Origin of the sequence: Kitasatospora sp. NPDC089797 (assembly GCF_040684795.1) — a bacterium.
Taxonomy (GTDB): domain Bacteria; phylum Actinomycetota; class Actinomycetes; order Streptomycetales; family Streptomycetaceae; genus Kitasatospora.
In genome coordinates, this window is the sequence record NZ_JBFBGS010000014.1 from 1 (window position 1) to 13,604 (window position 13,604).

The 13,604-nt window shown below is 75.4% G+C and carries 13 protein-coding genes; 5 read left to right on the forward strand and 8 right to left on the reverse strand.

The window, feature by feature from the left end:
* Window positions 1-158: 158 nt before the first annotated feature.
* A complete protein-coding gene (locus AB0O91_RS12995; protein ID WP_363431172.1) occupies window positions 159-2,375 on the reverse strand; it encodes an MMPL family transporter in 2,217 nt (738 codons plus the stop codon).
* A 390-nt stretch (window positions 2,376-2,765) separates the two neighbouring features.
* On the opposite strand from AB0O91_RS12995, the gene AB0O91_RS13000 reads away from it, so the two are divergent.
* From AB0O91_RS13000 to AB0O91_RS13010, 3 genes are read left to right on the forward strand one after another with little or no spacing between them, the layout of a single operon-like run.
* Window positions 2,766-3,890 (forward strand): DegT/DnrJ/EryC1/StrS family aminotransferase, encoded by a 1,125-nt coding sequence (locus tag AB0O91_RS13000; protein ID WP_363431175.1) that lies wholly within the window; start codon window positions 2,766-2,768, stop codon window positions 3,888-3,890.
* A 22-nt stretch (window positions 3,891-3,912) separates the two neighbouring features.
* Complete coding sequence (locus AB0O91_RS13005; protein WP_363431178.1) at window positions 3,913-4,857, forward strand: NAD-dependent epimerase/dehydratase family protein; 945 nt, start codon at window positions 3,913-3,915, stop codon at window positions 4,855-4,857.
* Between the two features lie 13 nt (window positions 4,858-4,870).
* On the forward strand, window positions 4,871-5,950 hold the full coding sequence (locus tag AB0O91_RS13010; RefSeq protein WP_363431180.1) for a hypothetical protein: 1,080 nt from the start codon (window positions 4,871-4,873) through the stop codon (window positions 5,948-5,950).
* Between the two features lie 136 nt (window positions 5,951-6,086).
* Here AB0O91_RS13010 and AB0O91_RS13015 read toward each other — a convergent pair whose 3' ends face one another.
* The 3 genes from AB0O91_RS13015 to AB0O91_RS13025 all read right to left on the reverse strand — a co-directional run bounded on the left by AB0O91_RS13015 (window position 6,087) and on the right by AB0O91_RS13025 (window position 8,652).
* Window positions 6,087-6,884, reverse strand: a complete 798-nt coding sequence (locus AB0O91_RS13015) for a polysaccharide deacetylase family protein (protein ID WP_363431183.1) — start codon at window positions 6,882-6,884, stop codon at window positions 6,087-6,089.
* Complete coding sequence (locus tag AB0O91_RS13020; RefSeq protein WP_363431186.1) at window positions 6,881-7,687, reverse strand: SDR family NAD(P)-dependent oxidoreductase; 807 nt, start codon at window positions 7,685-7,687, stop codon at window positions 6,881-6,883. The genes AB0O91_RS13015 and AB0O91_RS13020 overlap by 4 nt, the downstream gene beginning before the upstream one ends.
* 77 nt (window positions 7,688-7,764) lie before the next feature.
* Complete coding sequence (locus AB0O91_RS13025) at window positions 7,765-8,652, reverse strand: hypothetical protein (RefSeq protein WP_363431189.1); 888 nt, start codon at window positions 8,650-8,652, stop codon at window positions 7,765-7,767.
* A gap of 246 nt (window positions 8,653-8,898) precedes the next feature.
* On the opposite strand from AB0O91_RS13025, the gene AB0O91_RS13030 reads away from it, so the two are divergent.
* Both AB0O91_RS13030 and AB0O91_RS13035 read left to right on the forward strand, forming a co-directional pair.
* Entirely contained in the window at window positions 8,899-10,131 is a 1,233-nt protein-coding gene (locus AB0O91_RS13030) for a cytochrome P450 (RefSeq protein WP_363431192.1), read from the forward strand.
* Window positions 10,132-10,389: 258 nt separating this feature from the next.
* Entirely contained in the window at window positions 10,390-11,436 is a 1,047-nt protein-coding gene (locus AB0O91_RS13035) for a hypothetical protein (RefSeq protein WP_363431194.1), read from the forward strand.
* An 84-nt stretch (window positions 11,437-11,520) separates the two neighbouring features.
* Here AB0O91_RS13035 and AB0O91_RS13040 read toward each other — a convergent pair whose 3' ends face one another.
* From AB0O91_RS13040 to AB0O91_RS13055, 4 genes are all read right to left on the reverse strand, one after another.
* Window positions 11,521-11,880: a hypothetical protein gene (locus AB0O91_RS13040; RefSeq protein ID WP_363431197.1), complete on the reverse strand. Its 360-nt coding sequence runs from the start codon at window positions 11,878-11,880 to the stop codon at window positions 11,521-11,523.
* A 273-nt stretch (window positions 11,881-12,153) separates the two neighbouring features.
* Window positions 12,154-12,483, reverse strand: coding sequence for a hypothetical protein (locus AB0O91_RS13045; RefSeq protein WP_363431199.1), 330 nt, complete (start codon window positions 12,481-12,483; stop codon window positions 12,154-12,156).
* Between the two features lie 152 nt (window positions 12,484-12,635).
* Window positions 12,636-12,998: a DoxX family protein gene (locus tag AB0O91_RS13050; RefSeq protein ID WP_363431202.1), complete on the reverse strand. Its 363-nt coding sequence runs from the start codon at window positions 12,996-12,998 to the stop codon at window positions 12,636-12,638.
* Window positions 12,995-13,525 carry a cupin domain-containing protein gene (locus AB0O91_RS13055; RefSeq protein WP_363431205.1) on the reverse strand — a complete coding sequence of 177 codons (531 nt, stop codon included), beginning with the start codon at window positions 13,523-13,525 and terminating at the stop codon, window positions 12,995-12,997. Before AB0O91_RS13055 ends, AB0O91_RS13050 begins: the two co-directional genes overlap by 4 nt.
* Window positions 13,526-13,604 lie beyond the last annotated feature (79 nt).

The following is a 13,604-nucleotide window of genomic DNA, read 5'->3' on the forward strand; positions in this document are numbered from 1 at the left end:
GGGGGCTCCGCGCGGGCGGTGGCCCCCGACAGCAACGGTAACGGTTGGGGCTCGAACCGGTGTCCGAGCCGATCGGCGCCGGACCGGGCCGTCCTGCGAGGCGAGCCGGTCCGGGCGGTGCCCGGCCCGAGCGAGGCTCGGGCCGGGCCGGATCGAGGCTAGACGCCGACCGACTCCCGGGCCGGGGCCGGTTCGGGGGCAGCGGTGTGCAGCTTGCTGCCCTCGACGTCGACGTCCGGTATCAGCCGGTCCAGCCAGCGCGGCAGCCACCAGGCACGGCGGCCGAGCAGGGCGAGGACGGCCGGGACGATCGTCATCCGGACGATGAAGGCGTCGAAGGCGACGGCCGCGGCGAGGCCCAGACCCATCATCTTGATCATCGGCTCGCTCATCCCGATGAAGCCCGCGAAGACGGCGATCATGATGAAGGCGGCCGCGGTGACCACCCGGGCGTTGTGCCGGAAGCCGGTGACGATGGCCTCGCCCGGCTCCTCACCGTGGACGAAGCCCTCGCGGATCCGGGTGACCAGGAACACCTCGTAGTCCATGGCGAGGCCGAAGACCACGCCGATCATGAAGATCGGCATCATGCTCATCACCGGGCCGGTCTGTTCGACCCCGATCAGGTCGGCCAGCCAGCCCCACTGGAAGACCGCGACGACCGCGCCGAGGGCGGCGGCCACCGAGAGCAGGAAGCCGAGCGCCGCCTTGAGCGGGACCAGGACGGAGCGGAAGACCACCAGCAGCAGCAGGACGGCCAGGCCGACGACCACCGCGAGGTAGGGCAGCAGGGCGTCGCTGAGCTTCTGCGAGACGTCGATGTTCATCGCCGTCGTGCCGCTGACCAGGACCGTCGCCCCCGTGGAGGCCTTCAGGTCGGCCGCGTGGCCGCGGATGGTGTGGACCAGGTCCTTGGTCGCGCCCTCCGCCGGGCCGGTGGCCGGGACGGCGTTGAGCAGGGCGGTGTCGCCCGCCTTGTTGAACATCGGCGGCGTCACGGTGACCACGCCGGGCAGGGCGGCCACGGACTTCTCGACCTCGCCGGCGGCGGCCTTCGGGTCCTTGGTGCCCTTGACGTCCACCAGGACGGTCAGCGGGCCGTTGAAGCCGGGGCCGAAGCCCTCGGACAGCAGGTCGTAGGCGCGCCGCTGGGTGGTGGAGGTGGGCTTGGCCTCGTCGCCGGGCAGGCCGAGCCGCAGGTCGAGCGCGGGGGCGGCGAGCACGCCGAGGCCGACCACGCTGAGCAGCAGCACGGTGAGCGGGCGGCGCAGGATGAAGCGGGCCCAGCGGGCGCCGCCGTTCTCCTTCGCAGCAGCCGGTCGCGCCCCGCCCTCGGCGTCGCCCCGGGCCTTGCGGACCTTGCGGGGCAGCGCCCTGCGGCCGATGAAGCCGAGCAGCGCGGGCACCAGGGTGAGCGCGACCAGCACGGCGATGACGACCGTCCCGGCGGCGGCCATGCCCATCTTGGCGAGGATCGGGATGCCGACCACGGAGAGCCCGGCGAGGGCGATCACCACGGTGAGCCCGGCGAAGACCACCGCGGAGCCCGCGGTGCCGATGGCCCGGCCGGCCGCCTCCTGCGGGGTGCGGCCCTCGGAGAGCTCGGCCCGGAAGCGGGAGACGATGAACAGGGCGTAGTCGATGCCGACCGCGAGGCCGAGCATCATGGCGAGCGTGCCGGTGGTCGAGGACAGGCCCAGCGCGCTGCCGAGCCCGGTGATCAGCGACATGCCGAGGCCGACCCCGATCACGGCGGTGAGCAGCGGCAGGCCGGCGGCCACCAGCGAACCGAAGGTGATCACCAGGACCACGGCGGACAGCACCATGCCGATCGCCTCGCTGCTGCCGCCCGCGTCGGGCTTGGCCATCAGCGCGTTGCCGCCGATCTCGACCTTGAGCCCGGCGTCCCGGCCGTGCTGGGCGGCCTGCTGGAGGGCGTCGGTGGCGCCCTTGGCCACCTCGCCCGCCTTGGCCGAGTAGGTGACCGTGGCGTACGCGGTCGTCCCGTCCTTGGAGACGGCGCCCTGCATCTTGAACGGGTCCACCGCGCCGGTGACCTGCTCGCCGTGGGCGAGCTCGGCGACCGTCTTCTCCACGGCCTGCTGGTTGGGTGCGGCGGTGATCTTCTGGCCGGAGGGCGCGACGAACACCAGGCGGGCCGAGGCGCCGTCGGCGTGGCCGCCGGGGAAGCGCTCGTTCATCAGGTCGAAGGCCTTCTGCGCCTCCGTGCCGGGCATCGCGAAGCCGTCGTCGGGGGCGGCGGGCGCCTTGGCCGCCAGGACTCCGGCGAGCGCCAGCACGGCGACCCACAGCAGGGTCACCAGCCGGCGCCGGACGAAGGCCCAGCGGCCCAGGCGGTACAGGAACGTTGCCACGGGAGAACGGACTCCTTCGGGTTCGGAAGCAGGTACGGGAACGGGGACGGGTACTGACGCGGCCCCCCGGAGGCGGTCCGCTCGCAGCATGGCCAATCCTCGGTCGCCGCCCCCTGCTCCGTCGTCGTCCCTGGGCAGGCCGTTTGCGTACTGCGGACGCAGTACGCCCCTCCCCCGTACGGAGGAGCTCCCGGCCTTCCCCGGGAGCAGCCGGTCGGGCCCTCTGGCCTGCGGCGGGAGCAGCCCCGGGTCACCCGTGCGGAGGGCGACGACGGGCCGTGACCCTCCCGGCGAAGTAGCGTGATGGGCCTCTGGCCCGGCCGTTTCCACCCGGTCCGTGCCGTCCCGTCCCGATCGGTGCTGATTCCAGCCCGCCGCCGGAGGTGCCCCATGGGCGTGCCAGCCGCCCGCATCGTGTTCGACGAGAACGACCGCGCGGCCGTCGCCGACGCCGTGGCCGGGATGCTCTCCACCGGCGCCCTGACCCTCGGCCCGTGGACCGAGCGCTTCGAGCAGGCCTTCGCCGCCGAGCACGACGCCTCGCACGCCGTCGCGGTGAGCAGCGGCACGGCGGCGCTGGAGATCATCCTGCGCACCGTGGACGTCCGCGGCCGCGACGTGGTCGTCCCCGCCGTCACCTTCTACGCGACGGCCGGCGCGGTGGTCCACGCGGGCGGGCGGCCGGTCTTCGCCGACGTCGACCCGGACACCCTCGCGCTCTCCCCCGAGACCCTGGCCGCCGCCCTCACCCCGGACACCGCGGCCGTCGTCCTCGTCCACATCGGCGGGCTGGTCACCCCGCAGGTGGACGCCCTGCGGGCGCTCTGCGACCGGCACGGCGTACCGCTGATCGAGGACGCCGCGCACGCCCACGGCAGCAGCACCGGCGGCCGCGCCGCCGGGACCTTCGGCCTGGCCGGGGCCTTCTCCTTCTACCCGACCAAGGTCACCACCAGCGGCGAGGGCGGCATGGTCCTCACCGAGTCGCCGGAGCTGCGCGACGACGCCCGGATCCACCGCGACCAGGGCAAGGGCTCCTTCGGCGCCAACCACCACGTCCGGCTCGGCTACTCCTGGCGGATGAGCGAGCTGCACGCCGCGGTCGGCGCGGTGCACCTGCGCCGGCTCAAGGAGTTCATCGAGACCCGCCGGGCCGTCGCCCGCCGCTACGACACCGCCCTGGCCGGGGTGGACGGGCTGCGACCGGTGCTCGAACCGCCCGGCTGCCGCGGCAACTACTACAAGTACGTGGCCCTGCTGGCGCCCGGCGTGGACCGCGCCGGGTTCAAGCGGGCGGTGGCCGAGGAGTACGGGGTGCGGCTGTCCGGCGAGGTGTACGACCTGCCGCTGCACCTCCAACCGGTGCTCGCCCCCTACCGGAGCGGTCCGCTGCCGGTGGCCGAGGACGTCTGCGCCCGGCAGGTCTGCCTGCCGGTGCACTCCGACATGACCGAGGACGAGGCGGAGCTGGTGATCGAGGCCGTCTCGGCCGTGCACCGGCGGATGGCCGGGTAGCGGAAGCGAAGGGAGCAAGACCGTGCGGATAGCCGTCACCGGTGGCTGCGGGTTCATCGGTTCACACGTCGTGGACCACCTGATCGCGGCCGGCCACGAGGTCCTCGCCGTGGACACCACCGACAAGTACCTCCACCCCGACGCCGAGCACGCCCGGATCGACGTCCTCGACCTGCCGGCGCTGACCTCCGCGCTGGCCGGCAGCGAGGTGGTCTACCACCTGGCCGCGATGGCCGACGTCGAGCAGGTCTCCGCCGACCCCGTCCGGGCGGTGCGCACCAACATCGACGGCACCGAGGCGGTCCTGGAGGCCGCCCGGCGCAGCGGGCTCAGCCGCACCGTCCTGGCGAGCACCGTGTGGGTCTACGGAGCCGCCCTCAGCGACGACCAACTCGACGGCGGCGAGCAGGAGTTGGACGAACACGTGCCGATCGAGCTGGAGCACAGCGGGCACCTGTACGTGGCCACCAAACTGGCCGCCGAGATGCTCGTGCACAGCTACCGCGAGCTGTACGGGCAGCACTTCACCATCCTGCGCTACGGCATCCCGTACGGGCCGCGGATGCGCGACGAGCTGGTGGTCGCCCGGTTCGTCCAGGCGGCCCTGGCCGGGCGGCCGATCACCATCGCCGGGGACGGCCTGCAGAGCCGCAACTTCGTCTACGTCGAGGACCTCGCCGACGCCCACGTCCGGGCCCTGTCCCCCAGCGCCGAGGACCAGACCTTCGCGCTGGAGGGCTCGACCGCCGTCTCGGTGCGCGACATCGCCGACACCGTCGACCGGCTGCTCGGCCCGGTCACCATCGAGCACATCGACGGGCGCAAGGCCGACTACACCGGGCGCCGGATCTCCTCCGCCCAGGCCAAGCGGCTGCTCGGCTGGTCGCCCAGCACCAACTTCGCCGAGGGCGTGCACCGCTACGCCGACTGGTACCGGGCCACCGCCGCGGCGCCCGCCGCCGGCTGACCCGGGCCGCCCGATGCCGCACGCCCTGCTGGTCTCCGGCTCGCTCGGCCAGGGCCACGACGTGATGGCCCAGGCCTGCGCCGACTCCCTGCGGGAGCGCGGCTGGACCACCGACACGGTGGACGCCATGGCCCTGCTCGGGCAGCGCTCGGGCGCCCTCGGGGAGGCCGTCTTCCGGCGGCTGCTCGGCCTGCCCGGGGTCTACGACGCCTTCCACTTCTCGGCGCTGCGCCCGGGCGCCCGGCCCGCGCTGCTCGCCGACGCGGCGGCCCGCAGCCGGCTCGTGCCGGCGCTGGGCCGCCTGGTCGGGGAGCAGCGGCCGCAGTTGGTGGTCTCGGTGTTCGCCACCGCCGCCTCGGCGGTCAACCGGCTGCCGCGGCGGGACTTCCGGCACCTCGTGTTCTGCACCGACGTCACCCCGCACCGGCTCTGGGTGCAGGAGGGCACCGACCTCTTCCTGGTCACCTCGGAGGTGGCCGCCTGCGCGGTGCGCCGCTACCGGCCCGACGCCGCGACCGCCGTGCTGCCCGCGCCGCTGCGGCAGCCGTTCTACCGGCCGCCGGGCCGGGTCGCGGCCCGCGCCGAACTCGGTGTGCCGCCGGACGCCGGGTGCGTGCTGCTGATGTCCGGCGCCTGGGGGCTCGGGCCGATCGCCCGCACCGCCGCCGCGCTGGCCGCCGCGGGGCCGCACGTGCTCGCGGTCGCCGGGCGCAATCAGGAGCTGGAACACCGGCTGCGGGCCGCCGCGCGCCGGGAGCCGCGGCTGCACGCCTTCGGCTACACCGACCGGATCCCGGCCCTGATGGCCGCCGCCGACCTGGTCGTCACCAGCTCCGGCGACACCTGCAGCGAGGCCCGGGCGCTCGGGCGCCGGCTGCTGCTGCTCGACGTCGTCCAGGGCCACGGCCGGGACAACCTCCAGCACGAGCTGGAGCTCGGCCACGCCGACGTCACCAGCGCCCGCCCGGACGAGGTGGTCCGCAACGCGCTGGCGGCGCTGGGCCGACCGGAACCCGATCCCTCCCCCGGCGCCGTGCCGGAGGCCTGGCAGAAGGGGTTCGGGGCGGCGCTGGAGCGGGTGGGGCTGGGGTGAGGCCGGGGCGGGGGTGCCGGGGCCGGCCGTCGGTGCGGACCTCGGGGTCCGTCGTGCGGTAGCGGACCCGGCCGGCCGCGGGGAGTCGCTCCTGGCCGGCCCTGCCTGTCCGGCTCGGCCCGCCCGGCGCCGCGCGCTACCGCATGCCGCGGCCCGGGGGCGGCACCCGGTGGTCGCGCAGCGGGCCCAGGGTGAGGGCCCGGGCGCGGCAGTGGTCGGCGATCAGCGGGAGGGCGGCCAGCGTGGCGCGCCAGGAGTCGGGGGCGGAGGTGCAGTCGGAGTCGTGCAGCAGCAGGGTGGCGCCCGGGGTGAGCCCCGGGCGGGCGGTGGCGAAGACGGAGGCGCCGGTGGCCTCGGCCGTCCAGTCGCGGCCCCAGGCGGTCCAGAGCACGCTGCGCAGGCCGAGCCGGCGGGCGGCCAGCGCCGGACCGGCCGTCAGCACGCCGTACGGCGGGCGGTACCAGAGCGGTCGGGCGCCGCACAGGTCCGTCACCGCCTCGGTGGCGCGGCGCAGTTCGCGCAGGTCACGGCCCGGGGCCGGATACCACTGCGACCGGTGGTGCCAGCCGTGCACGGCGACCTCGTGGCCGCGCAGCACCAGCTCGCGGCCGAGGGCCGGGGCGCGTTCCAGCATCGCGCCGAGCAGGAAGAAGGTCGCCCGGGCGCCGAGTTCGTCCAGGGCGTCCAGGACGTACGGGGTGCTGCGCGGGTCGGGGCCGTCGTCGAAGGTGAGGGCGAGGTGGCCCGGGGCGGTGCCGTGCCCGGCGGTGCGGCGGGCCAGGGTGCGGCGCAGCGGCGGGAGGCGGACGGCCGCCGGGGCGAGGTGCAGGAACTCGACGGCGGCGGCACCGGCGGCGGCCGCGGCGAGTGCCGCGACCGGCGGGCCCGCCGGGAGCCCCCGGGGGGCCGCCGCCCCGGGCCCTCGGGCGCTCACCCGAAGCGGGCGGCCATCCGGCGGAAGACGCCGGGGGCGGCCCCGTGGATCCGGGCCGGGAAGCCGAGCCAGTGCGGGACGTAGAGGCGGTCCCGCTCGGTGGTGATGGTCGCGACCACGGTGTCCGCGACCCGCTCGGCGGGGACGGGGCGCGGGCGGTCGCGCTGGTAGGGGGCGCCGCGCCGGTCGAAGAACGGGGTGTCGACGGCGCCGGGCAGGACCAGCCGGACGCCGACCCCGGTGCCGCGCAGCTCGTACCAGAGGCTCTCCGCGAACATCGCCAGCCCGCCCTTGGTGGCCGAGTAGCCGGACTCGTCGCGCACGCCGACCTGCCCGGCGATCGAGCCGAGCAGCACGATCCGGCCGCGGCGGCGCTCCAGCATGCCGGGCAGCAGCAGGCGGACCAGCCGCAGTGGGGCGGCGAGGTTGACCTCGATCATCCGGTCGAGGGTGTCGGAGGGGGTCTCGGCGAACCGGCCGCGCCAGCCGAGGCCGGCGCTGGCGACCAGGACGTCGACCCGGCCGGCCGCGGCCAGGGCGGCCTCGGCGAGGCGGGCCGGGCCGTCGGGCTTGCTCAGGTCCTCGGGCAGGGCGGTGCCGCCGGTGCGCCCGGCGAGGTCGTCGAGGCGGGTGCGGTCGGTGCCGGAGAGCAGGGTCCGCCAGCCCGCGTCGGCCAGCCGGGTGGCGGTGGCCAGGCCGATGCCCGAGGAGGCACCGGTGATCAGCGCGACGGGCCGGTCGGTCGGCCCGGTCCCGTGCCGCCGGGCCCGGTCTTCCTCAGCCGTCGCGGCTTCCTCCGCCATCGCGCACCTGCCGCTCCGTGGGCGTTAGCCGTCCGATTTGTCCGGCAAGTCACCTTCGCACGGCGGAGCTGTCCGGGCTACCGGGGTGGTGCGGCCGGCTCGGCCTCGGCCTCCGGGTGCGGGGCCGACAGCTCGGCGGACTCGCCCTCCAGTTCACCGAAGCGGGACAGCAGGAACGTTCCGCCGACCGCCACGGCGAAGCCCGTCAGGGCGCACCAGGTGTACCCCGGCCGGGCGGAGTCGCCCAGCGACACCACCCCCACCAGCGCCGGGCCGAAGGTCTCGGCCACCGTCCCGGCGGCGGTCGCCGCCGTCACCGTGCCGCGCTGCAGGGCCAGGGCGTACGCCAGGTAGCCGCCCAGCCCGCCGAGCGCCAGCGCGTACGCGGCCGGGTCGGTGAGCACGGCGGACAGGCCGGACGCGTCCAGGACCCGCACCGCGAGACTGGTGATGCCGAAGCCCACGCCCGCCAGCAGCCCGAGGCCGGCCGCTGCCGCCGTGCCGTCCCGGCGCACCAGGACCAGGGTGGCGAGCAGCATCACCACGGTGGTGGCCAGCAGCGCCCAGTGGAAGGCCGCCGGGGCGTACTCCCGGCCCTCCCGGCCGGAGCCGAGCGCGAGCAGGCCCAGGCCCACCACCACCGCGAGGATGCCCGCCACGTCGCTCCTGCGCAGCCGCGCGCCCAGCAGCCAGACGGCGGCCAGGGCGGTGACGGCCAGACTGGCGTTGGTGACGGCCTGGACGAGGAACAGCGGCAGGCTGCGCAGGGCCACGATGCTCAGCACGAAGCCGAGGATGTCCAGCACCGTCCCGAGGATGAACTGCCAGGACCGCAGCAGCGCGGCCAGCAGGCCGGCCCGCACCCGGTCCGCGCGCGGCGCCGACCGCGCGCCGCGCGCCTGGGACACCGCCCCGAAGCCGAAGCAGACGGTGGCGACCAGCGCGGTGGTGAGTCCCAGCAGCATGCGTCTCCCTCGCGGGGCGGCGTCGGTCCACCACCCAGTCTGGGCCCGGGGCCGCGGGGGTGCACGGGCTCGGCGCCCCGCCCCGGGGGTCACCCGCGCACGGACGCGGGAGTCGGATGACTGATGCGGGGGCCGCCGCCGGGACGAACCATGGGGTCCGGCCCTGCCCCTCCTCTCCCTCCCCGCGCCCCGCCCTCTCCTCCCTCCCCGTGCCCCGCCCTCTCCTCCCGAACAGGAGTCGCTCCCGTGGACCCTTACCAAGAACCCCCCGGTGGACCGGCCACCGTCGTCCTCGACGCCGCCTTCAAGGCGGACGCCCCCGCCCGGTACGCCCGGCTGCGGGAGCTCGGCCCGATCCACCCGGCGGAGTTCCAGCCCGGTCTGACGGGCTGGGTGGTCGTCGGCCACGACCTCGCCAGGGCGGCGCTGACCCACCCCGCGCTGCTCAAGGACGCCGCGCCCGCCGCCGACGCCCTCGACGCGGCCGGGTTCGTCCTCCACCGGCCCTCGGTCGGCCTCGGCGCGCAGATGCTGGAGGCCGACCCGCCCGAGCACACCCGGCTGCGCCGGCTCGCCGCGGCCGCCTTCACCCCGCGCCGCAGCGCGGAGCTGGCGCCCCGGATCGAGCGGATCGCCCACGGGCTGATCGACGCGCTGCCGCCCTCCGGCGAGCTGGACCTCGTCGAGGCCTTCAACGCCCCGCTGCCCGCCACCGTCATCGCCGAACTCCTCGGCGTCCCGGCCGCGCACCACCGGGACTTCCGCCACTGGTCGGCGCTGGCGCTGCGGCCCGCCTCCCCCGGACACCGCCCGGCGCTGGCCGCCCTGCACGGCCTGCTCGCCGACCTGGTCGCGGCCAAGCGGCGCCGCCCGCAGGACGACCTGCTGTCCGCACTGGTGTCCGTGCGCGACCGGGAGGCGGACCGGCTCACCGAGGAGGAGCTGGTGGGCACCGCGCTGATGCTGGTCGTCGCGGGCCACGAGAGCACGGTCAACCTGCTCGGCAACGCCGAACTGGCCCTGCTCCGCCACCCGGACCAGCTGCGGCTGCTGCGCGGGCGGCCGGAGCTGCTGCCCGGCGCGGTGGAGGAGTTCCTCCGCCACGACACCCCCGTGGAGCGCTCCACCAACCGCTACGCGGCCGAGGACCTGGAACTCGGCGGGGTGGCGATCCCCCGGGGCGGCGTGCTGGTCGTCGCCCTCGTGTCGGCCGGCCACGACGCGCCGCAGCAGGGCTCCGGCTGCCCGGCCGCCCTCGACGTGACCCGGCCGGACGCCCGGCACCTCGCCTTCGGTCACGGCGTCCACCACTGCCTGGGCGCTCCGCTCGCCCGGCTGGAGGCCGTCGTCGCCCTGCGCGTCCTGCTCTCCCGGGTCCCGGAGCTGGAGCTCGCCGTCCCGGAGGAGTCGCTCGACTGGATCGGCTCCGGGATCATCCGCGGGGTGCTGTCCCTCCCGGTCCGCTACCGGCGCGACTGACCGTGCGGTGCGCGCGGCGCCACCGCCCGACGCACCGTCACCGACCCGCACCGTCCGCCGTTACCGGAACCTGACGGTACCGATGGACGAGTGCAACGCGCTCCGGACGTGGACCTGACCTCCCGTTCGTACAGTGCCGGAGACCCGTGCACGCGGAGCGGACCGCGGCCGCCCCGCCGCGCACGGGCCGCACCCGTTGCGGACCTCCGCGACGCGCGGGCGCGCGCCGCGAACCGCACCCGACCGAGATGGGCGACGATGCCAACCACACGCCGAGCACTCCCCCGCACCCGCTCCGCCGCGGGCGCCCTCCTGCTGAGCGCCGCCACGGCCGCCGGGGTGCTGCTGCCCACCGCGGCCCGCGCGGCCGAACCGGACGCGGTCAGCGCGCACCCCGGCGCCACCAGCGCGCAGGAGAGCAGCCGGATCGAGGCCTACTGGACCGCCACCCGGATGAAACTGGCGGGCGCCCTGGTCCCCGAGATCACCCCCGTCCCCGCGGACGACACCACCCCGGACGATCCCCGCCCGCTGCCCCCGAACACGCCGGACCCCGGCAGCGTCTGGACCCACGGCGGCGCGGTGGACCGCAGCGTCGGGCGGCTCTTCTTCACCTTCTCCGACGGCTACGACGGCAGTTGCACGGCGACCGTCGTCACCGGCGAGAACCGCAGCACCGTCGTCACCGCGGCGCACTGCCTGCGGGGCGTCGGATCGCCGACCGCCGACGGCACCTGGCAGCACAACCTGTACTTCGTGCCCGGCTACCGCAACGGGACCAAGCCGCTCGGCGGGTTCAGCATCAAGTCCGTGGCGACGTCGGCACGTTGGGACGCCGACCCGGGCAGCACCAACTCCGAGCAGCTCGCCCTCGCCGGCCACGACACCGGGATCATGGTGGCCAACCCGTCGGCCGAGGGGCGCCGCCTCGCGGACGTCACCGGGAGCCAGCGGATCGCGTTCACCGCACCCACCGCGGACGAGTTCGTCCACACCTTCGGCTATCCCAAGGACAAGCTGAACAACCCGGCCGCCCAGTACGCCGGTTCACGCATGATCCACTGCGCCGGACCGACCCGGCCGTCCCCCGCGGCACCCCCGCTGTGGGGCGAGTCCTGTGACATGAGCCACGGGGCCAGCGGCGGACCGCACTTCACCCGCTTCGACACCCGGACCGGCACCGGGACCGTCGTCGGCGTCACCACCACCACCGACGGACTCGCCGGCGGGCAACCCGGCACGCTCTACGCCACCCGCTTCGGGGCCGGCGCCCAGCGCCTCTACGACTGGGCCCGGGCGCGCTGATCCCGCACCCCGGACAGACCGGTGCCGGGGGCACCCGGGCCGGTCGGCCCGGGCGCCCCCGGCAGTGCTTGCCCGAGCCCTCGGTCAGGCCGGGACCACCCGGTAACTCCCCATCGCCCAGGGCGTGTCGGACTGGGCCAGCGAGCCGGTGGCCCACGGCACCGCACTCGCGCAGTCCGCGCCGGAGTACAGCACCACGGACGCGGAGCCGTTGACGACCTGGACCGAGCGGACGGGCGCCGACAGGGTGTGGCAGCTGCCGAGGTCGCCCAGGTCGACCGTGGTCGCCGTACCGCTCCCACCGGTGCCCGTGTAGAGCCGGGCGCCCGGCTGCAGCGGCGGCCAGCCGGCCGCCTGGGCCGATCCGGCGCCGAGACCGATCAGGGCCGCGACCGCGACCGCCGTCGCGGCCGAGCCGCGGAGCACCGTCTTCGAGGTGTACATGGGTGAACCACCTTCCGTGGATGTGCTGTCGGTGCCGGCGCCGGATCGGCAGGGGTCGACCCGGAACCGGTGGACGTCGCTCCCGCTCCGCCCCGTCGGCGTGGTGACGACAGGACGGCCCGGGGAGCGGTTCCATGGTGTCCCGTCGGCTGTGGGCGCGGCATCGGTCACATGACTGCGACCACCGGTGGCAGGTGAACCGCGCCCCGGCATCGGTCGGATGACCGTGAGCGTCCGACGGAACCCCGCCCGGTGTGATCCCGAAGGAGGAGCCTAGAACCGCCGGGCCGGGCGCATGGCCCGGAGGAGGAGAAGCAGCGTTCCGACTCCGAGCGCCAACAGCACCGCGCCGAGGATGATGGCGAAGGGCATGGCCGCGTGCTGATCGGCGGCGTAGGAGTCGTAGTTGCTCTCCGGCGGCCTGCCGGTGCCGGTGATGATCCGACCCGCCGCAGGACCGCAGTAGTCCCCCGGGTACATGACCGAGCTCCCGCACATCACCGGCCCGTCGTCCGGCAGGCCGAGGTAGAGGGAGACCCCACCCACTGCCATCAGGACCAACGGGCCGAGCAACGTGTAGAAATCGTCCTTCTTCTCACCCATCGCCGCTCTCCCGTCGCCGGCCGGCACGCCACTCGCACCGTCATCGCGGAAGGTACCGCATGGGCCAAGAGACCGTAAAGACAAGGGAATTGACTCCGCTGACGATCAGCCACCACGCCCGTCGACCAGCGCCGGACCCGGTCGACTCCCGGTCACCGCACGGCGGCCAGCCAGACGGTCACGGCCGCGGCCACGGTGAGCCCGGCGTTGAGGCCGATCCCGCGGTCCTCGACGCCGGTCAAGTGGACGGCCATCGCACCGAGTTGGAGCAGCACGAGGCCGACGGCCGCCGCCACGGCCAGCGAGGGGGCGACGCCGGTCAGCGGTGGCAGGACCAGGCCGACCGCGCCGAGCACCTCGACCGCCCCGAGGGCCCGGACGGCGGGCAGCGGGACCCGGTCGACCCAGGCCATCATCGGCCGGAGCCGGTCACGGCTACGGACGGCCTTGAGCGTGCCCGCGTAGAGGTAGAACAGTGCGAGCAGGCCCGCGACGATCCAGTAGGCGATGTTCATGCTTCCCGTCCGGGCTTCGTGGCGGGCGCGGTGGCGGGCACGTCGGCGGGCTCGGTCGCGTAGCGGCCCATCGCCTCGACGTGGTCCCGCGGTGCCATCGGCCGACCGTCGGCGAGCACGTCCCGGAGGTCCCGGAAGTACTGCAGGTACAGGTCGGGGGTGAAGATGCTGAGCATCACGGCGGGTTCGTCGGTCTCGTTGGCGAAGGTGTGCGGGGCGCCGGGCGGAACCATCACGAAGGTGCCCGCGGGGGCTTCGTGCTCCTCGTCGCCGACGGTGAACCGCAGGGTGCCGGACAGGACGTAGAAGCCCTCGTCGTGCCGGGCGTGCCGGTGCTGCGGCGGCCCCTGGGTGTGCGGGGCGAGCACGGACTCGGCGACCGCGAGGCGGTGCCCGGTGCGACTGCCGTCCTCCAGGACGCGCATCCGCGTGGTGCCCAGATCGATCGTCTCGCCGTGGCCGGGCCGCACCACCGATACGGCGGGGGCGGTCTGCGGGGTGCTGCTGGTGCTCACTTCTTCGGTCATGTGACGAGTCCACCGCCGGCAGCCCACCGCTGTCCAAGACCTGTTCCGCTGCACCGATACCCGCTGGGTATCGTTGCAG

Coding starts and splice junctions, on each gene's coding strand:
- AB0O91_RS13010 (WP_363431180.1), top strand. CDS start 4,871: ATGCCGCACGCCCTGCTGGTCTCCGGCTCGCTCGGCCAGGGCCACGAC.
- AB0O91_RS13025 (WP_363431189.1), bottom strand. CDS start 8,652: ATGCTGCTGGGACTCACCACCGCGCTGGTCGCCACCGTCTGCTTCGGC.
- AB0O91_RS13050 (WP_363431202.1), bottom strand. CDS start 12,998: ATGAACATCGCCTACTGGATCGTCGCGGGCCTGCTCGCACTGTTCTAC.
- AB0O91_RS13000 (WP_363431175.1), top strand. CDS start 2,766: ATGGGCGTGCCAGCCGCCCGCATCGTGTTCGACGAGAACGACCGCGCG.
- AB0O91_RS13020 (WP_363431186.1), bottom strand. CDS start 7,687: ATGGCGGAGGAAGCCGCGACGGCTGAGGAAGACCGGGCCCGGCGGCAC.
- AB0O91_RS13040 (WP_363431197.1), bottom strand. CDS start 11,880: ATGTACACCTCGAAGACGGTGCTCCGCGGCTCGGCCGCGACGGCGGTC.
- AB0O91_RS13045 (WP_363431199.1), bottom strand. CDS start 12,483: ATGGGTGAGAAGAAGGACGATTTCTACACGTTGCTCGGCCCGTTGGTC.
- AB0O91_RS13035 (WP_363431194.1), top strand. CDS start 10,390: ATGCCAACCACACGCCGAGCACTCCCCCGCACCCGCTCCGCCGCGGGC.
- AB0O91_RS13055 (WP_363431205.1), bottom strand. CDS start 13,525: ATGACCGAAGAAGTGAGCACCAGCAGCACCCCGCAGACCGCCCCCGCC.